Source organism: Rhodanobacter sp. UC4451_H18 (assembly GCF_052978225.1).
The window spans coordinates 1,503,551-1,527,651 of sequence record NZ_CM129663.1; the positions used below are offsets into that span (position 1 = coordinate 1,503,551).

The following is a 24,101-nucleotide window of genomic DNA, read 5'->3' on the forward strand; positions in this document are numbered from 1 at the left end:
CCCCGGGCAGGCTGGCGGCTTCGGTTTTACGCGGAATGGCTATTGCAATCCGGTATCCCGGCGGGAACTCCCTGCGCTGCATGGAAGATATCACCGTCCCCAGCTCAGGGACCGTAGCCGTTTGGAGGAACCCTATGTCGGCCAGCGATGCCTCTCAACTACAGCCCGTGCGCCGCTTGTGCATTTTTTCATTTCAGGACGCACAGGGGGTCGTCGACGACTACGTGACCTATTTCCTAAAAGAGATAGGCCGACACGTCGAACGTACTCTTTTCTACTCCAACGGGCCGCTCGACGAGGCGTCTATCGAGACGCTACGGGGTATCGCGCATGAGGTAATCATTCGCCCTAACGAGGACCCCGACGTACTGGCGTACAAGGATGGGCTGGAGCGCATCTCGTTCAACGAGGACCAGGCCTATGATGAGGTGCTGATGGTCAATCACACCTGCTACGGCCCCATCTACCCGTTCGCTGAATTATTCGGTGCGATGGAAGAGCGCGAGTGTGACTTTTGGGGCATCACTTCGCACTTGGAAGCGGCGCCCGATCCTATCAACGGAACAGGCCGCCTGCCGTACTACATCAACACCAACTTCATGGCCGTGCGTTCAAGGATGCTCAACTCCCCAGCGTTCCGGGAGTATTGGGGCTCCCTATCAGTCGAATCGGGAGACGAAGAAGCCATAAAGGAGCATGAAACACGCTTCACTGAATTTTTCACGGTGCTCGGCTTCAAGGGCGACACTTATCTCGATTGTCGCAAGTACAGTACGCATTATCCGGCTCTCCTGAACCTCGATGAGATGCTGATCGATCGGAACCCATTACTAGAGCGGCGCGCGTTCTTCCAGGAACCGCGTTTCCTTGAGTATTTCGCGGCGGATCTTCCGCGAACACTACAGGTAATGGCTCGGACATCCACTTACGACCCCGCACTGATCTGGCACAACATCGTGCGGACTGCCGAACTGCGTACCCTCAACACCAATGCCGCGCTAACCAGCATCCTGCCAGACGTACGCATCAAATCATGCCCCCAACCGGAATACGGTCGCGTGGCCGTTTGCGCACATGTGTACTACACAGATATGGTCGAAGAATTGCTGTCTATTACCGACAACATTCCGTGCAATTACGATTTCATCGCAACCACGGATTCGAAGGAAAAGAAGGAGGTCATCGAAAAAACTGTCAACGGCCGCAAGAACGTTGGCAATGTCATCGTGCGCGTGGTGGAACAAAACCGCGGCCGCGACATGTCTTCGCTGTTCATAACTTGTCGCGACCTCTTTATCGATGACCGTTACGACTTTGTATGCCGCCTGCACACCAAGAAGTCTCCCCAAGTAGCTGCTGGCGTCGGTAACATGTTCAAACGGCACATGTTCGAGAATCTTTTGAATAGCCCCGGCTACACAGCCAACGTACTCGATATGCTCCGGGACAAGCCTTGGATCGGTGTAGCCGTACCGCCGCTCGTCCACATCGCCTTTCCCACGATGGGACACGTATGGTTCAACAACCGAGAGGCAGCCGAACAACTCAAGATGACACTTGACCTCAAAGTCGACTTCGACCCGGACACGCCGGTAGGTGCGTTCGGCACCATGTTCTGGTTCCGCCCAAAGGCACTGCGCAAGCTGTTCGCCCACCCTTGGCAGTGGTCGGACTTCAACGCCGAGCCTCACCATATCGATGGTGGCCTGGCCCACGTGCTTGAGCGAATGATCTGCTACGTCGCCCAGGATGCTGGCTACACCACTCAGCAAATCCTGTGCACCCATCTGGCAAATCGAAACTTCGCAATGCTGGAGTACAAGCTACAGAAGTTTTCGGCGGCTCTACCGAACGCGGACTTCACTGGCCAGTTTTACTTCCTGGACCACTGGCGACGACTTGGGTACCCCACAAGTGCGCATCCAATGACCACGCGGAAGGCCTTCATCAACCTGCTGCAGTCGGCGCGTCGGTCAGTTGCCTATCGTTTTCCCGGAGTGTCAAAGTCTCTGCGCGCTGTATACCGAACTCTTTCAGCGCACAAGCCCGATCAGGGTGTCCACTGAATGCCTGCAAAAACCATCATGCACCTCGAACCGTCGAACGAAGGTGCCTCAATATTTCCGCCAACAGTACGAGGATACTGACGTGTTTGTTCGCACGTCATGAGCTGAGTCTTGCCGCTCGCCAGCCTCCCGCGCGCGTCCATGGGCCAGCATTCTGTCGCGCCCGCACCATCAAGCATCAATACAATCGCCCATCATGTTTTTGGAGTATCGACAGTGGCAAAGACCTGCCTTGTAACTGGCGGCGCTGGATTTATCGGCTGCGCCATCTCCTCATTGATCAGGAATCAGTTCGACCGCGTGGTCGCATTGGACAACATGCACCCGCAAGTGCATCCGACCAGCCAGCGTCCAGATAGGCTGCATCCGGCGGTGGAACTCGTGGTGGGCGACGTCACCGAGGCGGCGACGTGGGACATGCTGCTAGCGGGGCTCAAACCCGATGTCATCATTCACCTCGCTGCTGAAACAGGTACCGGCCAGTCCCTCACCGAGGGAACCCGCCACGCCCACGTGAATGTCGTGGGCACCACGCGAATGCTCGACGCGCTGGTCGCTCACAAGTGCATTCCCAAACGCGTAGTGCTGACTTCCAGTCGCGCCGTGTACGGCGAGGGGGCATGGATCGATGACCAAGGCCGCATCAGTTATCCAGGCCAGCGTTCGCGCGCACAGCTCGAGGCGGGCATATGGGATTTCCCAGGCCTCAAATGCCTTCCGTTCGAGGCTATGCGAACTGAGCCGCGGCCGACGAGCATTTACGGCGCCACCAAACTGACGCAGGAGATGATCCTCAGCGCCTGGGCGCTCTCCTTTGGAGTAGAGGTGGGGTTGCTGCGATTGCAGAATGTGTATGGCCTTGGTCAATCACTGACCAATCCCTACACGGGTATCGTGTCGCTGTTCTCGCGAATGGCAAAAGCAGGCAAAACCATTCCGCTCTACGAAGATGGAGAGATCGTACGGGACTTCGTTTTCATCGACGACGTGGCGCGCGCCGTCGCGCACATGGCCACTGGCACTGTGCCTTCGAACGTCGCCTATGATGTTGGCTCCGGCGAAGCCACTACGATCGCGCAACTAGCGCGCTATATAGCCACGATCTACGGTGCACCGGAACCCAAAGTCAGTGGCGAGTTTCGCAATGGAGACGTTCGGGCTGCATCGGCCGACATTACACGCACTCGCGCAGAACTTGGCTGGCACCCCCAGTGGAACGTCGAATCTGGCGTGGAAGCACTGTGCGCATGGATCGATAAACAGGAACTACCACTGCTCTGACGCGCTGCCAGCACCGGAGAGGCTAAGCTTTGTGTACAGGGACTTGGCGCATCGCATCAAGTCCCTGCACCGCCGCATTCTTTCTCAAAGGCGCTTTCAAGGTCGACGTGCAACATAATCAGTGAACTTGACCCGACATGAGCGCATAACGGTTGTCCGTCGTCAAAATAAGCGCACTCACCTCGTTTGCTCCACAGGGAGGGTTCTCATGCAGGCTTATGTTAAAGCCGCTGTTGTCATTAGAAATTCCCAACACACGAGCCACATCCGCCCGACTACTGCCCAGAGGGGCCAAGCCTAGAGATCGACCGCAATGGAACACGAGAACCTGGACGGCTTGCTTTCCATCACGCTCCTTGCGGGTATCCGCCGCCCAACCGTTGACAAAGATTCCATCCTCCACCCGATTGATACTATCAAAATGCCCTCTCAGAGCATCATCGGCGTTGTAGCCCTCTAGCTCAACAGCACGTCCTAGCACGGCAACATCGGACGAACCTCCTAGCAGTGTTTCAATCCTCGCCGACAATGGCGCCACTTTTTTATTGGCCAGGTACGTCCGGAACATCTTCGCGTAGGCGTATCCACTGAACGCCAGCAGCAAGCCCACAAACACCACGGCAAGCAGCATTAGGGACCTGCGCCCCAACCGATCGACACGAATCTTCAATGCCCGATACATCGCCAGGTCGATCTTTCCAAACAAAATACACGCGATGATCGGTATTCCCACCGCAGCGAACCACAGCTGCATGGTAGGTACTGACGTGGGCATTATGTGACACAGCGCCCTGATGATGGGTACATGGATCAAATACAGCGCATAGCTCCAATCACCGAGCGCCGCCAGCGGGCGGATTGGTGCCGACGACCGTGTTGTACCGATGTGCACGGCGTAAGCGACGAGGAACATGCTGCCGATGCCGGCAAAGGCCGAGGACAACCCAAGAGAGACCGGCTTCATGGCCTCATACGCAACCAGCAGCCCTATGCCGATTAATGGCGCAGACGCCCCTATCAGTCCTTTGCGCAGTATATAAGGGACGAGTAACCCGGCCGCAAATGGCACGCTGTAAAGGTCAAGTGGCAGGTGAAACAGCGTGGGAAACTGCCCCCGCTGCAACTCGGGCCGCCACCAGTAAAGCATCTCGATCAAGACAATCCAAGCCAAAGCTATGGCTGGTATGGCGCGACGCATCCCAACCACGATAATACCGAACACGATTGAGTAAAATGTGAGTTCGAACGGCAACGTCCACTCCACACCTAATACATAGGAACGTGCACCCGGAATCAACAGCAGCGCCGCGTTGCCAATCCAGGCAGGCTGCCCGAAGATCCACTCGACCAGCAATACGGCGAAAATACACAACCAGTAGATGGGGTAGATGCGAATCAAACGATGTGCGAGAAAGCGCAATCCTGTGGAATTTTCGGCCAATCGCGCCATCAAATAGCCAGAAATCGCAAAAAACAGGACAACGCCGAGATAACCGGAGCGGTCAAACATCACCCACATCCGGCCGTCGCCTCTTATCTCCTTCACGTAATACGAGGCGTGACACAACACGACGGCAAATGCCGCGATGGCGCGAAGATACTGAAGTGGGTAGATGGTAGGGGACGAACGCTTGGTCTCCGAAGACGCAGCCGCCCCCCCATCCAGGAGGGCCGGATTCTGTAATCTCAAATCATTCATGGCTCTCTCGTTTCCTGTAGTTGACTCTCAGGCCTTTGCTGGCTGAGCCGATGGAGCCAAGGTTTAAAGGGGGCGATTTCAAGGTCCACGTGCAACATGATCAGTGGATCGTTCCAGCGCTGGCCTCAGCAAGCCTGAGGTGATCGTTGTAAACCTCCAGCGGGGTGCGGAATTGATGGCGCTTTCGCGGCCGGGTGTTGAGGCTCAGGGCGATCTGGTTGAGCTCGGCTTGGCTGTAGACGGACAGGTCCGTGCCCTTGGGCAGGTACTGCCGCAGCAGGCCATTGGTGTTCTCGTTGCTGCCGCGCTGCCACGGGCTGTGCGGGTCGGCGAAGTACACCTGCACGCCGGTGCGCAAGGTCAGTGCCGCGTGATAACTCATCTCCTTGCCCTGGTCGTACGTGAGCGTCTTGCGCAGGGCTTCGGGGATGCCCTTCAGGGCTTTGCCAAAGCTCTCCAGCGCATCGGCTGCGCTGGCGCTGCTCATCTTGGCCAGCACCACGAAGCCACTGGTGCGCTCGACGAGCGTGCCCACCGAAGAGCGGTTGCCGGCACCCTTGATGAGGTCACCTTCCCAGTGCCCGGGAATCAGGCGATCCTCGACCTCCGGCGGACGCACGTGGATGCTCTGCATGTCGGGAATCTGGCCACGTCGATCGGTGCCACGCGTACGCGGCTTGCGTGTGCTGCGGCCCTGGCGTAGACACCCGATCAGTTCCTTGCGCAGTTCGCCGCGAGGCACCAGATACACCGCGGTGTAGATCGTTTCGTGGGACACCCGGTAGCTCGCTGTATCAGGAAACCCTCGCGCCAGTATCCCGGCGATCTGCTCCGGCGACCAGCGTGCCCGCAGCAGCGCTTGTCCCGTCTCCCACAGCGCCGGGTCGTCCAGCTTCCGCGTGACCCGCGGCGTGGCCCGGCACTGCTCGCTGTGCCGTTGTGCCGCCTGGGCCTTGTAGCTGTCCGGGGAAGCGCTCGCTCGACGGCATTCGCGACTGATCGTGCTCGGTGCGCGCCCCAGCGATCTTCCAATGGCTCGCAGGCTATCCCCCGACTCCAGGCGCTGCTGGATCTCCACTCGTTCTTCCAGCGTCAGTTCGTTGTACGTTCTCATCGCAACAGCCTATGTCAGAAGTGGCATGGTGTTGCACGTGGAGTTTGAGCCGGCCGAGCAAGTGCTTGAGCTTGATGCAGACGAGGGGCTGGGGTGACCAACTGTGCGTCGATGCAGTCGCGCCTTGCGGCTTGGGCGCGCTCGACGATGGCCTCGGAAAGACCGCTCCTCATGCCGGAGCGGTAATGATCAAGGATGCCGCCAAAATAACTTCTTGACCGTACACGCCAAAGATTGAAAGGGCGCCGAGCAATAGAATCGCACGGGGCACCTAGCGAAAGTTGAGCGGTATCCACTGCCAATGGTTGGTCCTGCCAATGGATGGTCGAAACATGAATCCACACGTCGTGTTGCATTTATTGCACGGCGATGTCGCGACCGGTATCGCAGATATTGGAAGCGTCCGCGGGGTCCACAATAGCAACGTGATACGCCCCAGTAGCCACCCCGGACAACGACGCGCTCACTTGATAGCCAGAGTTGGCCATGCCTTCGCTCGACAGGGCCTTCGCCACATCGGGGCGTGCAACGTTCATTGTGAGCGGGACCGAGTACGACTGCGAACCCTTCAGCACCAACAGGAAGCCATTGGCTGCCTGGCCCTTACCGTTGCCTGCCCAACCGACAAACAATGCGCTGGTTCCTGTGTGCAACTGCGCTGCACCGCCGGCAGACTGGCCGCTGATGTTATCGAGCGCACACTGTTTGTTGGTCGCAATAGCGGGGATGGAGCCCGTGTACGCGGCAAATGCAGCATTCGCCGCAGGAGGCACAGCGGATGGTGTGCTGGCCGCGGTGTGGGCTTGCTGATCATTGTCGCTACTTGACGGCGAACAGGCCGCGAGGGATAAGGTCATCGCCGCGGTGACAATTGCCACAGCCACGCCCGGCTTGCGATTCTGAAATGTATTCATGAAAAGTCTCCGTTGTTGATGGATAAAGCAAGGCTCGCGCGCTTGCGAAACAAGTACCCTCAGTGACGCAATGTACTGTTCCGATTAATCACCACGTCAAATACGGTGAAAATCCTGACCGGAGGCGCGTCTGTCAGGATCAAGTAGGCTGTGTGTGCGGAATACCGGGGCAATCCTTTGCCCGGCGTTCAAGCATGAAGTACTCCACCCTCAAAGCGTCGCTTCTCTTCAGTTGGTGCAAGCCAGTTGCCGGAAACATGATTGAAAGCGCTTTCATCGGCGACCTTATTCCTGGCTGTAATGTCCAATGGTCATGCTGAGATTCCGCGAACTGCCCCATGCGTCGGAGTTCTTCAATGTATAGAGAACATCACAATACTCAACCGGCATATGAGCGAAATCGAGTGCAGCTTCGGCCAACTCGCTTGGGCGAGCACGGTACTGCATACGATCACTCACCACCTTGTAGCTGTCAGCGAAGTCCAGCATGCCGCGCATAAGCTCTCGAACAACTTCGCGTAAAGCAAGATGGTCGGCACCCCTTCCAATGTCCTCAACCGCGCGAACTGTCCCGTCGCATTCTAGTTCATAGCCAATAGTAGACTCGTGGGGCGCGCAGAACATCATCTCTATGCCAACCCTTCGTTCATGGAGTTTTGCCATGCGCTCCGCGCCAACTGAACTGCTATCCAGTAGTGCCTTCATGGGCATCTCAGTGCGACGTCGATGACATTCTGCGGAATCGACCAGCCCCAGGTAGTAGCCCACCAGTTCCACGTCGAGTAACTCGGCCAGCGCATTACGCATGGTTTCCTGCGTCGTTCCGTTCCAGCCGACATCGACCATCGCCACGCGCATCCCAGCCCTTATTCCGAGCGAATGCAGAAGATTGAACAATCCGCGACGATTGCGGGCGGCTGTGCGAATGATCTCAGCACGATAGGCAGACAAGAATTCACGCACGCGCCCGAGGTTCTCTGCATCTATGATGACTGCATCGCCGAGACCCAAGTCCTCCATCACACTTCGCTCGGGCACCGTTACACCAATACGTTCCAGGACCTCATCCGGACTGAGGCCGTGACAACCCGAAACCAAAAAATCCATCCACTGATCGAAGTTGCATTCGTTGATCGTAGACAACGCAAATGATACGCGCGAACCCGGGAAATAGGCATAGGGCGGTATCCCAGGAGCATGCCCGCGTTTCGCAAGCTGATCAAGCACATAGCCATCTCGCGCCACGAAAAGCACGACATCCACTGCATCAAGTACGGCCTGATCACGTACCCACTCGAGCAAGCCAAGTGCTGCAGGCCCTCCAAAGCGGTAACCCAGGCCATAGAACGTATTCACCGCATCCCGTCGCTCATGCAACTTTGCCATCGCAGCTGCGATGGACGCCCCCAACGACGGGGAAACTGTATACGTCGCCGCTACCGTATTGACGTAATGGAAGGCTTGGAGACCATGTTCCCGGGCACGCAACACATCGCCATGAGGGTTGTCGCCAATGTGGAGCACCTTGTCGGGGGACACGCCAATCTCCGCCACCACGCGATCGAACAGCTCGCCGTGATCGCGCTTGGTCGCCCCTCGGTCAGAGGAGATGTACATGGGCACACGGGGCAACGCGTACTTGTCAAACAACGCCTCGAAGAACGATTGCGGCATGTACATATCGGAAACAACGACCACACGCTTGCGGCTGACGACGTCCTTGAACATGTCGATGAGGTCAGCATTTGGCACCGTAAGCGCCAGCTCGAGCTCAATCTCTGCTTGGCACAGCGACGCAGCGCTTACACCAGGGGGCAACCCGTTCATGCATGCGTAAATATCATCAAGCGTGATTTCGCCCCGCCCGGCGAGATGCATTTGGCGAAAAGCCTCGAACTGCGCATCGCAACGAATGCGGCGAAAGCCGGAGATACCGAAGCGTTCGCCCAACATGTCGAAAGCGTCTTCGGGGTCCGACAGCGGGCGGACAAACAGTGTGTCGAAGACATCGAACGACACCACTTCGGCTGCATCAATGCAATGCAAGAGTTCGGAATGATTCATGTAAAGCCTATCCATGGGCATGGATGCATCGATCGGCCTCATTGTGGCAGGCCGAAGCACACATCGTTGGATGCAAGATTGGGGCTATGGAACGGGTTGTACTGATAGAACCGCGGGTGCTTTTGGTATAGCGCCTGCATCTCTCGCTTGAGCTCGACCTGGCGCTCAGGGCTGGCCTCGTCTGACCCGAACCCATATGGCCCATGGTTGACAAGCTTCACTGCGGGACTGACCAGGTTGTAGTAGCCTGCCTCGACGAGGCCGAAACAAAGATCTGTATCGTGGCAACTGGCGGCGAAGCCTTCATCAAAACCACCAATGCGCTCGAACTTCGAACGCTCAACCATTAGGCAGGCACCGGTGACTGCGAGCCAGTTGTACTCAAGCACCGCGCGCGCGAAATAACCATGGCCTTTGGCGGGCAGGCCGGCGAACGCATAGCCCGGTCCCGTGGAAAGGTTGACGATGCCCGCATGTTGCACGACCTGCCCGCCTGGATAGAGCAGCTTGGCGCCAACCGCGCCCATATGAGGCAGTTGCGCATAAGCTCCCATACGTTCCAGCCAGTCTTGGACAAGCACCTCGACACTGTCATCAAGGAAGATTACCAGTTCACCGCGGCTCGCCCGCACGCCAAGGTTGTTGATCGTCGCTCGATTGAAGGCTTTGCCATACGACAGAACCTTGACCCGTGCATTTCCGCGCAGACCTTCAACGTATTGCATCGTCAATGGGTCAGTCGACCCATGATCGATGATCACGATCTCGAAATTACGATAAGTTGACTTCGACTCGATCGAGTCAATGCACTGCTTCAGCATGCGATGGTTGTTTTTGCTCGGAATGATAATCGAGACGCAGGGCTCGCCTTGCAGCTGATAGACCGCCCTGAAATACCCCGGAATCTCTTCGACGGCCTCCATCACGCCATTTAGGCCACGCCGCGCCATTGCATCTTCGCGCGCGCGCTTGCTAGCTTCAATCACATGGGGTTTGGCATCGAGACTTGATGCCACCGAGGCAGGAATGATGCGCCAGTGATAGAGCACTTTGGGGACATGAGCGATGCGGTCGGTCTTCTCCATCACGCGTAGGATGAAATCCCAATCCTGACAACCATCGTATTCCGGGCGCAGACCACCCAACTCGTTGACCAGCTCACGGCGCACGCACGATACATGGCACGTATACATCGTGCTCATCATTGTATCGGGCGACCAGCCAGGCTTGAAGAATGGCTGGACATACCGGCCACCCTCGTCGATCTTGTCTTCATCGCTGTAGATGAAGTCGGGATTTTCTCGCTCAACGCAGCATGCCAGCTGATAAAGACAATCGGGCGTCAGTTCATCGTCGTGATCAGTGAACACGATGAAGTCACCGCTGGCCCTAGCAATGCCCTCATTGGTCGCCAGAGCGATGCGTTTGTTTTCGGCCAGATGGACGACGTTGATGCGCGGGTCGCTCAGTCTATCCAGATCATTCACAACGTGCTCCAGCGAACTGTTGTCATTGACGAGGATCAATTCCCAATGCGGATACCATTGGGCAAGTACCGAGTGCAACAACTTATCCAGCAGACCGGAAGGCGTGTTGTACACGGGCACCACGATGGAGAACCGCGGTGCGCGGGACATGATCGCCAGCTCATGCTCGAGATTCGTCGGTTGGCGGGGCGGAATGTAGGTGTAGCGCTGATCACCATGGCTCAGTTCGTAGTACCCATCCGTCGCGCCCAATGCGCTATCGCTTGTCGGAACGAATGAAATCGACCGGCGGCCGCCCGGGACGGGTGACCCCAAATCCGGGATTTCTGGCGCCAGATGCGTGGCCTCTGGAGCCGCGTGAAGCGCCTCTTGCTGTCGCCACATCTGCACGGCCCTTCGCTCTCGCAAAAAGCGCATGCGCGCCGGCAACCGCCAAGGGGTGGCACACCACCATACGGCCTTGAGTACGCGACGCAGCTGCCTTCTCAATCCAACTGGGACGCGGGACGTCACGCGCTGCAAGCGCACCATCACGCGCCAGCTCCTACTCGCGTGAATCGCCCGAAGTTCACGCGTTTGGGCAAGTTGGATCGCCATCAAACGATCGATTTCTCTCCGGCTGGATTCCATGCCGATGCGCAACTGCTCGCTTAACTGATCAATCCGAAGCTGAGAGCGCTCCTTCTCTGCCTCCAAAGTCCTTTCGTGAATCAACCGTTCGTCCTCTGAGAATATTTCAAACTGGCGGCGCTCCTCCGCTTGCACTTCGGCTTGGCGACGATGCTCTTCGGCCAGTGCTTCGAACTGGCGGCGCTCCTCCGCTCGCACTTCGGCTTGGCGACGATGCTCTTCGGCCAGTGCCTCGAACTGGCGGCGCTCCTCCGCTTGCACTTCGGCTTGGCGACGATGCCTTTCGGCCAGTGCTTCGAACTGGCGGCGCTCCTCCGCTTGCACTTCGGCTTGGCGACGATGCTCTTCGGCCAGTGCTTCGAACTGGCGGCGCTCCTCCGCTCGCACTTCGGCTTGGCGACGATGCTCTTCGGCCAGTGCCTCGAACTGGCGGCGCTCCTCCGCTTGCACTTCGGCTTGGCGACGATGCCTTTCGGCCAGTGCTTCGAACTGGCGGCGCTCCTCCGCTTGCACTTCGGCTTGGCGACGATGCTCTTCGGCCAGTGCTTCGAACTGGCGGCGCTCCTCCGCTCGCACTTCGGCTTGGCGACGATGCTCTTCGGCGAATGCTTCGACGCGACCACGCAGCGCTTCTTCACTCTCCAAGGCGCGAGCGCACTCGAAATCAGCACGTGCGGCCTGTGCTGAAATCTCGCCAGACACTGCCCCTGCGTCGAGGTATTCGATATCAACACGAACCATTACCACCCGACGCTCGACAACGCTACGTGGCAATTCAATGCAGATCTGCGGGTCGTCACTGGTATATGCGACGGTGCGACCAGCACCTGCCAGACTCGGCATCAAGTTGATTCCCACGAGCTCTACACCATCACCTGCGTCCGGCCAACCCCACGCCACCTGCCCCATGCGATCGAACAAGGCTAACGAATAGAGCACATAGGCCCCATCCCGATCCAGCGGATCAAAACGTAAGCGCGCGGGCACGCCAGCAACAACGGGCAACGCAAAATCCAACTGATTGCGTCCCCGAGGAACGGCCCTCACCAGGCAGCGATCCTCCGAGAACTCCGGATCGTCATCTGTCGCGTAGTAAAGGGCCGCGTTCGGAACCCATCCGGCGGATATGGTCCGCAACTCGGAATAGCCGCGATCCTTGAATCCTGCAGCGACCCCCAAATAGGACAAAGTCGGGAGCTGCTCCGCGACACGAGCCGATACTTTGGTCAAGTGTGACCATTTGGCGGGCGATGGATCGTGAAGAATGGAAGCACATGCCTTGACCAGCTCCGTCACCAAAGGCGGCACTTGATCTGCCGAAACGCTCTTGTTGTGTGTACGCATGCCAACGTCGAGAAAGGCCAGAATGGCCTCGCCTCGCTCGTCCGGCGGAACAGGCCAGACCAGCTCCAATTCGCGTCCAATTTTAAACACTACTTCAACGGGTTCAGATAGCAGATGTTCGTAGTCGACCATCACCCTTGGAATGGAGTCCGCAGCAATCACCGACTCCTCCAGATGCTGCGCCCACAGCAAAACGCCATGCGGAACGCCAAGGTGATGAGCGCGATGGAGGGATTCGGCCACTTCCATAGGAGAGCGAATCATGAAGACGGATACGACCCTGATGCCCATTTCCTGGAGCACTTCGATCCACAATGGAGCGAGCCGGCACAAGCGTGGATCCTTAAGTCCCCACAGCGGCACGCCGTCGAAATCGCGCTTTACGATCATGCGGATTTCATCGCGCGCCGCATCTGCGGCTGCACTCGTCTGCCATCCATCGGGGAGCGGACTGAGGTCGTACCAATACAGCTCAAGCGCTTCCAACAACTGGTCATTGATGCGGACGACGTCTCCATGCTCCCAGAAACCCTTGGCATTCATCTTTGCCGGGCTGAGCAGGTTCGACCCGAGATCCATGCCCACAAGGTTGAGACAGCGGGTCAGCGCAGACGTGCCACTGCGGTGCATACCCAGCACCAATACGCAGGTTGGCCTAGCCGATGAAGCAGTTGAATTCATATCAGCTCGTTACCTGAATGCGGGAGGCTACGGAAACATCCACATTGTCCACGAGATCGACAAAACCAGTCGAAAGCCGACTGACAGATGGCATTACGCGGAACATGAGGGCATCGATACGCCGATCGAGATAAGTCTCCCCTTCACCCAAACGTCCCAGCACGCCCGCGTTCATGAAGTAAGTGCCGCCAGCGAGCGCACACGTGAACTCGAAACGGATCACCAGTTGGGCGCCCGCATCAATCCACTCGACCGCCTCGTTGGCCAGAGCACTAACCGCACCGGCGAGCTCCACTCCGGTCAGAGTCTTGATCATCATGCCGAACCGGGCGCCCGTAACGCCTTGATGGAACTCCACGCTGTACGTGTAGACGTACTTCTTGCCGGCATTTACCACGTTCACGCGAGTACCGTTCGGCAGCTCCAAGTGAGGATCGATGATCGTCGCGCCCTGTCTTGGGTACATCACTTCGCTTTGCGAACGCAGGCCTTCGTCGAAATAGGCCTGATTAGAGGATTCATTACGCGAAATGATAGAGGCACTCCGGGACGAAGAGCTTCCCGTCAGCGGTTCCTGCGTCAGTAACCCTCCTTCGGTACGCTCACGCTTCATCTGATCCCGCAACTCGGCAAGCCGCTCCTGCGGCGCATACAGCATCCGCTGGTAACGGGAAATCACCGCCTTTGGCGCGCCGTCGGCCAGCAAGTCCCCACGGTCAATCAGAATGGCGCGATCGCACAGCTCAACGACCGTCGTTGCCGCATGCGACACAAACAACACGGTGCAACCGCCCTCACGCAAACGCTCGATGCGTGCAAAGCATTTCCGTTGGAATGCCTCATCTCCCACGGATAGTGCCTCGTCCACCACCAGCAGGTCCGGCTCCACATGGATGGCAACGGCAAACGCCAACCGGACATACATGCCACTGGAATAGGTCTTCACCGGTCGATCGATGAAGTCGCCTATCTCGGCAAATGCCAGAATGCTGTCGAGCTTGTGTTCAACTTCTGCTCGAGTGAGGCCGAGCACCGTACCGTTGAGATATACATTCTCCCGCCCCGTGAACTCGGGATTGAAGCCGGCGCCGAGTTCGAGCAGGGCAGCTACCCTCCCCCTGACGCGCACCTCGCCCCTGGTAGGTGCCAGCGTGCCACAGATAATCTGCAGCAAGGTGGACTTGCCCGAACCATTGCGCCCCACGATACCTACCGTCTCCCCACGCTGGACGACGAAATTGATATCAGACAGCGCGGTGAACTCGCGGTACCACCTGCGGCGGTCAGCGAGCAGCATTTGCATCAGGCGGTAATGCGGTTTGTCGTAAATCGGAAAAGTCTTGGTCAGTCCCTTGATCTCGACGATGGCATCAGAGGACATCAGCAAACCCCCGCTGCGTCGCCATGAACCAGGCGTGCCCCAACCAGGCCACCAGAAATCCGCCCACTGTCGCCAGTGCAAGCAGACCCCAATCTGGCCAACCGCCCATCAGCACCACTACACGAGCCTGATCAATGAAAAAAGTCAGAGGATTCAGATAAAACACCGTCCGCAACGCGGATGGCAGGACACTGACCGGGATGATCGCCGAAGACAGAAACAACAGGGCTGTCGCGACCACCGGCGTTACTTGATTGATATCTCGAACATAGACTCCCAACGAAGCCAGAAACCAGGACACCCCCATGGCGAACAACGCCAATGGAATAAAAATTAGAGGCAGCAACAACAGGGTTGGATGCAGTCGATGTTCAAGCACCAACACCAACACCAACAGTACGATTGCATTGATCAATGCGTGAAATAGCGCCGAAAACATCATTGGCCACGGCAATATATCGATTGGAAACACAACCCGTTTGACGAAATTAACGTTACCTACTATCAGTGTGGGCGCGCGGGTAATACATTCAGCCAGAAATCCGTGCATAATCAAACCCACGAACAAGATCACCGCATATGAATGATCGCCGCCGGACTGCTGTGGCCAGCGACTTTTCATTACCGTACCAAACGCGAAGGCATAGACGCCAAGCATAAGGAAAGGGCTGATGACCGACCAAGCCATGCCGAAGCTTGCTCCACGGTAGCGCCCCAACACTTCGCGCTTGGCCAGTTCCCATGTCAGCGACCTGTTTCGAATCAGCGCGGCGAAGGGACTCTCCCAACGACGTTGTTCCTGCAGTACTGTGGCGTCACTACTTCCCAATTGCGGCGCCGAACTCATTGCAGCGCGCCCTCCAGTTCCGCTCGCAGATCGGAGACATCCTCCACGCCCACCGACAACCTGATCAATCCACCGCTGATTCCCAGCCGCTTGCGATTGACAACGGGTACCGAGGCATGAGTCATGATGGCGGGATGTTCGATCAGGCTCTCAACACCGCCCAGGGATTCAGCCAGGGCAAACAGCTCGCAGCGTTCCAGCATGCGTTTGGCCTTCTTCAATCCCCCCTTCACCTCGATGGTCACGATGCCGCCGAAGCCGCGCATCTGGCGCTTGGCCAGTGCGTGCTGCGGGTGGCTTTTCAGGCCGGGGTAGATCACCCGTTTTATGGCCGGGTGCTTCTGCAGCCAGTTGGCCAGTTCCAGCGCGCTGGCGCAGTGCTGGCGCATGCGCAGGTGCAGGGTCTTCAGGCCGCGCATGGAGAGGAAGGCATCGAACGGGCCGGCCACCGCGCCGACCGAGTTCTGCAGGAAAGCCATCTGTCCGGCCAGGTCCTGATCGTTGGCAACCACGATGCCGCCGACCATGTCGGAATGGCCGTTGATGTACTTGGTGGCCGAATGCAGCACCAGGTCCGCGCCGTACTCCAGCGGCCGCTGCACCATCGGCGAGCAGAAGGTGTTGTCGACCACCAGGATCAGGCCGTGCTTCTTCGCGAACGCGGCGACCTTGGCCAGGTCGACCAGCTTCAGCATTGGATTGGTCGGGGTTTCGGCCCAGATCATCCGCGTGTTCGGCTTCAGGGCCGCTTTCAGCGCCCCCGTGTCGTTCAGGTCGACGAAGCTGAAGTCCAGCCCGGCCGAACGCCGGCGCACCCGCTCGAACAGGCGGTAGGTGCCGCCGTACAGGTCATCCATCGCGATCACGTGGCTGCCCGAGTCGAGCAGGTCCAGCACGGTCGCCGCCGCCGCCAGGCCGGAGGCGAACGCGAAACCGGCCACGCCGCCTTCAAGGTCTGCCACGCAGCGTTCGTAAGCCATCCGCGTAGGATTCTGCGTGCGCGAGTACTCGTAGCCCTTGTGCTTGCCGGGACTCTCCTGCACGTAGGTCGAGGTGGCGTAGATCGGCGTCATGATGGCGCCGGTGCTGGGGTCAGGATGCTGACCGGCGTGGATCGCGCGCGTTCCGAGTCCTTGGGGGGTGGCAGGCATCTTCTTGGGCATGGTGGGCGTGGCAGGTTGTGCGGCACGGGCGGTGTCGCGTGAGGGATCGCGTATTGTACCTGTGCTGTCATGCTTTGCCTTAACGCTGACTGCTCCCGGTCAGTTAGCCGCTGCCCTACATACCGGGTTGCATGGAGCTCATGGCACAATAGGCGCCTCCTCACCCAAGGAATGAGTGATTCATGAGAACGCTGCTAGTCACCGGCGGCGCCGGCTTCATCGGTGCAAATTTCGTGCTGCAGGCAGTGGCCGACGGCCTGCACGTGGTCAACCTGGACAAGCTCACTTACGCCGGCAACCTCGACACGCTGGCCTCGCTACATGGTGATGCACGTCACGTTTTCGCGCAGGGTGACATCGGCGACCGCGCGCTGATGGCGAGACTGCTAACCGAGCACCACCCCGATGCGATCGTGAACTTCGCCGCCGAATCGCACGTCGACCGCTCGATCGACGGTCCGGCCGAGTTCGTGCAGACCAATGTGGTCGGCACGCTGGGACTGCTCGAGTGCGCACGCGACTACTGGCGCTCGCTCGACGGTGCGGCGCGCGAGGCGTTCCGCTTCCTGCATGTGTCGACCGACGAGGTCTACGGCTCGCTGGGCGCCGAGGGCAAGTTCACCGAGACCACGCCGTACGCACCGAATTCACCGTACTCCGCGTCGAAGGCCGCCTCCGACCACCTGGTGCGTGCGTTCCACCATACCTACGGCCTGCCGGTGCTCACCACCAACTGCTCGAACAATTACGGGCCGTACCAATTCCCGGAAAAGCTGATCCCGCTGGTGATCGCAAAGGCGCTGGCCGGCGAATCGCTGCCGGTCTACGGCGACGGCTTGAACATCCGCGATTGGCTGTTCGTGGGCGACCACTGCAGCGCGATCCGCCGTGTGCTGGAAGCCGGCCGGGTGGGCGAAACCTACAACGTGGGCGGCAATGCCGAACGCGAGAACATCACCGTGGTGAAGACGATCTGCGCCCTGCTCGACGCACGCCGGCCACTGGCCGACGGTCGTGCGCGCGAGTCCCTGATTACCTTCGTCAAGGATCGCCCCGGCCACGACCGCCGCTACGCGATCGATTCCAGCAAGCTGCAGGCCGAGCTGGGCTGGAGGCCCTCGCAGACCTTCGAAAGCGGCATCGCGCAGACGGTCGACTGGTATCTCTCGCATCAGCCATGGGTACAGCGCGTACTCGACGGCAGCTACCGCATGGAGCGACTCGGCGCATGAGCACAACGCAGAAAGGCATCATCCTCGCCGGCGGTTCCGGCACCCGGCTGCACCCGATCACCCGCGCGGTGAGCAAGCAGCTGCTGCCGGTGTACGACAAGCCGATGATCTACTACCCGCTAGCCACCCTGATGCTGGCCGGCATCCGCGAAGTGCTGATCATCAACACGCCGCACGAGCAGGAGATGTTTCAGCGCCTGCTCGGCGACGGCTCGCAATGGGGGCTGGATATCCACTATGCCGTGCAGCCGTCACCGGACGGGCTGGCCCAAGCCTTCACCATCGGCCGCGACTTCATCGACGGCAAGTCGAGTTGCCTGGTGCTGGGCGACAATATCTTCTACGGTCATGGCTTCACCGAGCGCCTGAAGCGTGCGGCCGCGCGCGAGCACGGCGCCACCGTGTTCGGCTACTGGGTGAGGGACCCGGAACGCTACGGCGTCGCCGAGTTCGACGCGAATGGCAAGGTGGTCGGCCTGGAAGAGAAGCCCGCGCAGCCGAAGTCGCACTACGCGGTTACCGGCCTGTATTTCTACGATAAGCGCGTCTGTGATTACGCCGCCGCACTGAAGCCTTCGCCGCGCGGCGAGCTGGAGATCACCGACCTCAATCGCTGCTACCTCGAAGACAGTTCGCTCCATCTGGAGCAACTCGGCCGCGGCTTCGCCTGGCTGGACACCGGCACCCACGAGTCGCTGATGGAAGCGGGCAACTACATCGAGACGATCGAGAACCGGCAGGGTCTCAAAGTGTGCTGCCCGGAAGAGATCGCCTACCTCAACGGTTGGATAAACGCCGAGCAGTTGCTGGCGCTGGCCGCACCGCTGGCCAAGACCGGCTATGGGCAGTACCTGCAACAGCTGACGCAACAGGGCCTGGCGCGATGAAGGTCATTGAAACGGCACTCCCCGGTGCGCTGGTACTCGAACCACAGGTGTTCGGCGATGCCCGCGGCTTCTTCTACGAAAGCTACAACGAGGCGAAGTACCGCGCGGCCGGCGTCGACCACCGCTTCGTGCAATCCAACGTCTCGCGCTCGGCCCGCGGCGTATTGCGCGGCCTGCATTACCAGTGGCCGAATCCCCAGGGCAAGCTGGTCAGCGTGCTCGAGGGCGAGGTCTACGATGTGGCGGTGGACATCCGCCGCGGCTCGCCCACGTTCGGACAATCGGTCGGCGTGATGCTTACCGCCGACAACCACCGCCATTTCTGGATACCGGAAGGATTCGCGCACGGCTTCTGCGTGGTCTCCGATTTCGCCACCTTCACCTACCAGTGCACCGCGCTGTACGACCCGAAGGCCGATGCCGGCATCCGCTGGAACGATGCGGCGCTGGCCATCGACTGGCCGGTCAGCGCTCCCCTGCTGTCGGACAAGGATGGCAAGACGCCCTTGCTCGGGGACGTGCCGCCCGAGCGGTTGCCGGTTTACGAGCCATGAGGATCTTGTTGCTCGGCGCCAACGGCCAGCTCGGTCGTACCTTCCTCGACCAGGCTGGCTTGGCCGCGCGCGGCGAGTTGATCGCGGCGAGCCGTGATGGCGCGTTGACAGCCGGAGGCTCCGCCGAGACGGCCGACCTGTCGACCCCCGAATCGTTGCCCGCCCTGCTCGACCGCCTGCGCCCAGATGTGATCGTCAACGCTGCCGCCTACACCGCAGTCGATCGCGCCGAGCAAGAAGAGGCGCTGGCCACCCGCGTCAACGGCGAGGCGGTCGGCACGCTGGGTCGCTGGGCGGCGGCGCACGGTGCGCTGGTGATCCACTATTCCACCGACTACGTGTTCGACGGCCACCAGTCGCAACCCTACGCCGTCGACGCGCCAACCGGTCCGCTCGGCGCCTACGGCCGCAGCAAGCTGGCGGGCGAAGAGGCGTTGCGCGACAGCGGTGCCGACCATTTCATTTTCCGCACCGCGTGGGTCTACGCGGCGCACGGGCACAATTTCCTGCGCACCATGCTGCGCCTCGGAGCCGAGCGCGACGAGCTGCGCGTGGTTGCCGACCAGCACGGCGCACCGACCGATACCGGGCTGATCGTCGACGGCACGCTCGCCGCGCTGGATCGCTGGATGACGTCGGATCGCGCGGCACGTGAATCGCTCATCGGCACGCATCATCTGGTCGCCAGCGGCGCGACGACATGGCACGGTTTCGCCAGTGCAATCTTCGACGCAGCGCGAGTACGCGGGCTGCTTCCAAATCCGCCGCATGTGGTGTCGATCGCCACCACCGACTACCCGACGCCGGCGGTGCGTCCGGCGTGGTCGTTGCTGGACAACACCGATTTTCAGCGGCGGTTTGCCTCGCCGCTGCCGGACTGGCGCGACGGCATGCTCCGGGTGATGGATCAGCTCGGCAGCAAGTTCGACGGTCCCCGGTCGCCGTAATCCGATTGCTGTCGCGCGTTGTCGCGTAGGGCGGACATTGTCCGCCGCTTTCGCGCCGGCCCGCGAAGGCCTGCCGGCGGGCAGTGTCCGCCCTACGCGGCGGGAACGTTGCGGCATAATGAGCAATCCGCACAGCTCTCCCTGCGTAGGAGCGCATCCTGTGCGCGACGCTTTTCGTGACGTGATGAAGAAACATCGCGCACAGGGTGCGCTCCTACACGTAACATCCGGCCAGGAACGTCGAGCTCATGTTGATTCCCCTGATCCTCAGCGGCGGCAGCGGCACCCGGTTGTGGCCGGTATCGCGGAAAAACCTGCCCAAGCAGTTCCTCGAACTGGCCGGCAAGGGCACGTTGTTCCAGCAGACCGTCGCGCGCACCCGCGCGCTGCCGGAGGTGGCCGCGCCGATCGTGGTGGCCAGCGAGGATCACCGCTTTCTCGCCGCCGACCAGTTGCTGGAAGCAGGCGTCCAAGGCGCCACGATCGTGCTGGAACCGCTGGCACGGAACACCGCGCCGGCGATCGCGCTGGGCGCGCTGCAGGCACTGCAGCACGATCCCGACGCATTGCTGCTGGTGCTGCCGGCCGATCACCTGATCGGCGACACCGCCGCATTCACCGCGGCGGTGGCGCAGGCAATGCCATTGGCGAAGGACGGCTGGCTGGCCACGTTCGGCATCCGCCCGGATCGCCCGGAGACCGGCTTCGGCTACATCCGCCGTGCCGAGGCGATCGACGGGCATGGTTTCCGCGTCGGGCAGTTCGTCGAAAAGCCCAGTCTCGCCAAGGCCGAGTCCTACCTCGCCGACGGCGGCTACGACTGGAACTCGGGCATGTTCCTGTTCAGGGCGTCACGCTATCTGGAGGAGCTGGCCGCACACGCGCCGGCGATGCTGGAGGCCGTGCGCGCAGCACATGCCAAGGCCACGGCCGATCTCGACTTCGTGCGCATCGATCGCGACGCGTTCGCACAGGTGCCGGACAATTCGATCGACTACGCGGTGATGGAAAAGACCGCGCGCGCCGCCGTGGTACCGGTCAGCTGCGGATGGAGCGACATCGGCTCGTGGTCGGCGCTGTGGCTCACCGGCGACAAGGACGCCGCGGGCAACCTGCGCGAGGGCGACACGCTGACCGTGGACACGCGCAACTCGCTGCTCCGCTCGCACGATCGCCACTTGCTTGCCACCGTCGGTGTCGACGACCTGATCGTGGTGACCACGCCGGACGCCACCCTGGTGGCGCACCGTGACGCGGCACAGGACGTGAAGAAGATCGTCGAACAGCTCAAGGCCGCCGGCCGCAGCGAGCATTCGCTGCATCGCGTGGTGCATCGCCCGTGGGGCAATTACGACTCGCTGGAGGCGGGCGAGCGCTTCCAGGTCAAGCGCATCCAGGTCAAGCCCGGCGCCTCGCTGAGCCTGCAGAAGCACCACCATCGCGCCGAACACTGGATCGTGGTCTCCGGCACTGCCGAGGTCACCTGCGACGACAAGGTGTTCCTGCTCGGCGAAAACCAGAGCACCTACATTCCGCTGGGCAGCAAGCACCGTCTGCGCAATCCGGGCAAGGTGACGCTGGAACTGATCGAGGTGCAATCCGGCAGTTATCTCGGCGAAGACGACATCGTGCGCTACGACGACGTTTACGGCCGGGCGTGAGGGCACCCAGGACTCTGCAGGAGCGCACCTTGTGCGCGATGCTCCTCGTCACGTGCGCAAAGGCAACGCGCACAAAGTGCGCCCCTATGTCTCTGCGACGTGGAAGTGCCGCTTGAACGGGACACCGGCGGCAACAGGTTCTTCCAGTTCGCGCGCGTAGCGGTGGCCGGCGTAGACCGCATGGGCGATCAGGCCGGGCGCCTCGGCGTCGCCGATGCAGCGCAGCGAGTGCAGCCCGGCGGCGGGCCATTCCGCTTCGCGCTCCAGCAGTTGCTGGTACAGCGCATCGTCCGGCATGCGGGCGGTCACGGTGACGATGGCGTCGCAGGCCAGGTCGCGGTGCCGGTGGTCCCACACGTTTTCGACGCTGAGCGTGCAGCCGGCGTAGCCGACGATGTCGTGCGACACGATCGCCTCGATGCCGAGTTTGGCCATCCGTTTGCGGATATGCCGGTAGTCCAGCGTGTGCTGGCTCCACGGCGCGACGCTGTCTTCCGGCGTCAGATACGTCACCTCGCAACCGCGCAGGCGCAAGGTTTCGGCGGCGATGCCCCCGTAGTAGAAACCGTCGTCGTCGAACACCACCACGCGGCCCTCGGGCAGACGGCCGTCCATCAGGTCGTCGGGCGTGAACACGCGCGGGTTGTCGGGGAAGCCGTCGATGACCGCGCCGTGGCTGCGGCCGTAGCCGTCGCGGCGCCAGTGGCAGCCGGTGGCCAGCACCACGTGGTCGGCACCGAAGTCGAGCACGTCTTGCGCCGTGAGTGCGGAATCGAGATAGACGGCCACATTCGCCAGCTTGCGGATCTGGCCGACGCGCCAGTCGCGCACGCGCGCCCATTCGGCCAGGCCCGGCATGCGCGATTCGCGGGTGACGCGGCCGCCGAGTTCCTTGCGCGCCTCGGCCAGGCTCACCTCGTAGCCGCGCTGGCCCAGCGCACGCGCCGCTTCCAGCCCGGCAGGGCCGGCGCCGACCACCAGCACGCGCGCCGCCGAGCGTTTCGGCGCGATGCGTTCCGGGTGCCAGTCCTTGCGCCACTCCTCGCCCATGGTCGGATTCTGCGTGCAGCGGATCGGCGAGATGGTCATGTCGCCGGAGACGCAGATGTTGCAGCCGATGCATTCGCGGATATCGTCGAGGCGGCCTTCCTCGATCTTGCGCGGCAGGAACGGGTCGGCGATCGACGGGCGCGCGCAGCCGATCAGATCGAGCACGCCGCGCTTGAGTTGCGAGACCATGGTGTCGGGGGAGGTGAAGCGGCCCACGCCCACCACCGGCTTGCTGGTGGTCTGCTTCACGAAGTCGATGAACGGCTCCTGCGCGCCCTCTGCGGCGAAGCGCGAGGGCACCGAGTCGTTGTACCAGGCGGCGAGGTTCACGTCCCACAGGTCGGGCAGCTCGGCCAGCATGGCGACGATCTCCTTCGCCTCGGCCAGTTCGACGCCGCCCGGCCCCAGCAGCTCCTCGGTGGCGAAACGCAGCGCCACGGCGCAGGTGTCGCCGACCGCTTCCTTCGTATCCACCAGCACTTCGCGCAGCAGGCGCACGCGGTTCTCCAGCGAGCCGCCGTACTCGTCGCTGCGCTGGTTGCGCCGGCGCTGCAGGAAGTGCATGGCCAGCGACAGGTCGTGCGCGGCGTAGACGTAGATGATGTCCATGCCCGCGCGCTTGCCGCGGATCGCCGCCTCGCGATGCCAGCGGCGGTACTCGCGGATGTCGTGCTTCGTCATCGCCCGCGCCTGGTGCGGGTAGCCGTACTTGGTCGGCTGGTGCGACGGCGCGATCAGCACCTCGCGCGAATAGAGGTTGGAGGCGGTGGGTCCGTTGTGGGTGAGTTCCAGCGCGGCCAGCGCGCCGTGCGCATGCACCTTGTCGCACATCAGCGCCAGCGCGGGAATGTCGCGGTCGTCCCACAGCCGCGCCTCGACGTACGGGGTCAGATCGCCGCTGGGGTGGATCTCGCACTCCTCGGTGGAGACCACCGCCCAGCCGCCCTCGGCCTTCACCTCGCGCATCGCCGCGTGCGCCAGCGGCATCGCGTGGCCCATGCCGTTGCAATGCGGCACCTGGAAGAAGCGGTTCTTCGCGGTCACCGGGCCGATCTTGAGCGGGGTGAACAGGAGATCGTAACGCGGGTCGCGCATGGGT

At 60.8% G+C, this 24,101-nt stretch carries 16 protein-coding genes; 7 read left to right on the forward strand and 9 right to left on the reverse strand.

The window, feature by feature from the left end; genetic code table 11:
- Nucleotides 1-134: 134 nt before the first annotated feature.
- Nucleotides 135-2,066, forward strand: coding sequence for a rhamnan synthesis F family protein (locus ACVCMG_RS06990; protein ID WP_447115209.1), 1,932 nt, complete (start codon nucleotides 135-137; stop codon nucleotides 2,064-2,066).
- Between the two features lie 141 nt (nucleotides 2,067-2,207).
- On the forward strand, nucleotides 2,208-3,347 hold the full coding sequence (locus ACVCMG_RS06995; protein WP_447115210.1) for an NAD-dependent epimerase/dehydratase family protein: 1,140 nt from the start codon (nucleotides 2,208-2,210) through the stop codon (nucleotides 3,345-3,347).
- 118 nt (nucleotides 3,348-3,465) lie between these two features.
- On the opposite strand, the gene ACVCMG_RS07000 is transcribed toward ACVCMG_RS06995, so the two are convergent.
- The 8 genes from ACVCMG_RS07000 to ACVCMG_RS07035 all read right to left on the reverse strand — a co-directional run bounded on the left by ACVCMG_RS07000 (nucleotide 3,466) and on the right by ACVCMG_RS07035 (nucleotide 16,671).
- Complete coding sequence (locus ACVCMG_RS07000) at nucleotides 3,466-5,046, reverse strand: acyltransferase family protein (RefSeq protein ID WP_447115211.1); 1,581 nt, start codon at nucleotides 5,044-5,046, stop codon at nucleotides 3,466-3,468.
- A 100-nt stretch (nucleotides 5,047-5,146) separates the two neighbouring features.
- Nucleotides 5,147-6,160: an IS30 family transposase gene (locus ACVCMG_RS07005; protein WP_447115212.1), complete on the reverse strand. Its 1,014-nt coding sequence runs from the start codon at nucleotides 6,158-6,160 to the stop codon at nucleotides 5,147-5,149.
- Between the two features lie 356 nt (nucleotides 6,161-6,516).
- Nucleotides 6,517-7,074, reverse strand: a complete 558-nt coding sequence (locus ACVCMG_RS07010) for a hypothetical protein (RefSeq protein ID WP_447115213.1) — start codon at nucleotides 7,072-7,074, stop codon at nucleotides 6,517-6,519.
- A gap of 285 nt (nucleotides 7,075-7,359) precedes the next feature.
- Nucleotides 7,360-9,138: an HAD family hydrolase gene (locus ACVCMG_RS07015; protein ID WP_447115214.1), complete on the reverse strand. Its 1,779-nt coding sequence runs from the start codon at nucleotides 9,136-9,138 to the stop codon at nucleotides 7,360-7,362.
- A 38-nt stretch (nucleotides 9,139-9,176) separates the two neighbouring features.
- Nucleotides 9,177-13,280, reverse strand: a complete 4,104-nt coding sequence (locus tag ACVCMG_RS07020; protein ID WP_447115215.1) for a glycosyltransferase — start codon at nucleotides 13,278-13,280, stop codon at nucleotides 9,177-9,179.
- Nucleotide 13,281: 1 nt separating this feature from the next.
- Nucleotides 13,282-14,661, reverse strand: coding sequence for an ABC transporter ATP-binding protein (locus ACVCMG_RS07025; RefSeq protein WP_447115216.1), 1,380 nt, complete (start codon nucleotides 14,659-14,661; stop codon nucleotides 13,282-13,284).
- Complete coding sequence (locus ACVCMG_RS07030) at nucleotides 14,651-15,508, reverse strand: ABC transporter permease (RefSeq protein WP_447115217.1); 858 nt, start codon at nucleotides 15,506-15,508, stop codon at nucleotides 14,651-14,653. The genes ACVCMG_RS07025 and ACVCMG_RS07030 overlap by 11 nt, the downstream gene beginning before the upstream one ends.
- Nucleotides 15,505-16,671: a cystathionine gamma-synthase gene (locus ACVCMG_RS07035; RefSeq protein WP_447115218.1), complete on the reverse strand. Its 1,167-nt coding sequence runs from the start codon at nucleotides 16,669-16,671 to the stop codon at nucleotides 15,505-15,507. The genes ACVCMG_RS07030 and ACVCMG_RS07035 overlap by 4 nt, the downstream gene beginning before the upstream one ends.
- 182 nt (nucleotides 16,672-16,853) lie before the next feature.
- Here ACVCMG_RS07035 and rfbB point away from each other — a divergent pair, with 182 nt between their 5' ends.
- The 5 genes from rfbB (at nucleotide 16,854) to ACVCMG_RS07060 (ending at nucleotide 21,952) form a co-directional block, all read left to right on the forward strand.
- A complete protein-coding gene (gene rfbB, locus ACVCMG_RS07040) occupies nucleotides 16,854-17,903 on the forward strand; it encodes a dTDP-glucose 4,6-dehydratase (protein WP_447115219.1) in 1,050 nt (349 codons plus the stop codon).
- Entirely contained in the window at nucleotides 17,900-18,790 is an 891-nt protein-coding gene (gene rfbA, locus ACVCMG_RS07045) for a glucose-1-phosphate thymidylyltransferase RfbA (protein WP_447115220.1), read from the forward strand. Before rfbB ends, rfbA begins: the two co-directional genes overlap by 4 nt.
- Nucleotides 18,787-19,344 carry a dTDP-4-dehydrorhamnose 3,5-epimerase gene (gene rfbC, locus ACVCMG_RS07050; RefSeq protein WP_447115221.1) on the forward strand — a complete coding sequence of 186 codons (558 nt, stop codon included), beginning with the start codon at nucleotides 18,787-18,789 and terminating at the stop codon, nucleotides 19,342-19,344. The genes rfbA and rfbC overlap by 4 nt, the downstream gene beginning before the upstream one ends.
- Nucleotides 19,341-20,291 carry a dTDP-4-dehydrorhamnose reductase gene (rfbD, locus tag ACVCMG_RS07055; RefSeq protein ID WP_447115222.1) on the forward strand — a complete coding sequence of 317 codons (951 nt, stop codon included), beginning with the start codon at nucleotides 19,341-19,343 and terminating at the stop codon, nucleotides 20,289-20,291. Before rfbC ends, rfbD begins: the two co-directional genes overlap by 4 nt.
- A 248-nt stretch (nucleotides 20,292-20,539) precedes the next feature.
- Entirely contained in the window at nucleotides 20,540-21,952 is a 1,413-nt protein-coding gene (locus ACVCMG_RS07060) for a mannose-1-phosphate guanylyltransferase/mannose-6-phosphate isomerase (protein WP_447115223.1), read from the forward strand.
- A gap of 84 nt (nucleotides 21,953-22,036) precedes the next feature.
- On the opposite strand, the gene ACVCMG_RS07065 is transcribed toward ACVCMG_RS07060, so the two are convergent.
- Nucleotides 22,037-24,097 (reverse strand): oxidoreductase, encoded by a 2,061-nt coding sequence (locus tag ACVCMG_RS07065; protein ID WP_447115224.1) that lies wholly within the window; start codon nucleotides 24,095-24,097, stop codon nucleotides 22,037-22,039.
- Nucleotides 24,098-24,101: the final 4 nt, after the last annotated feature.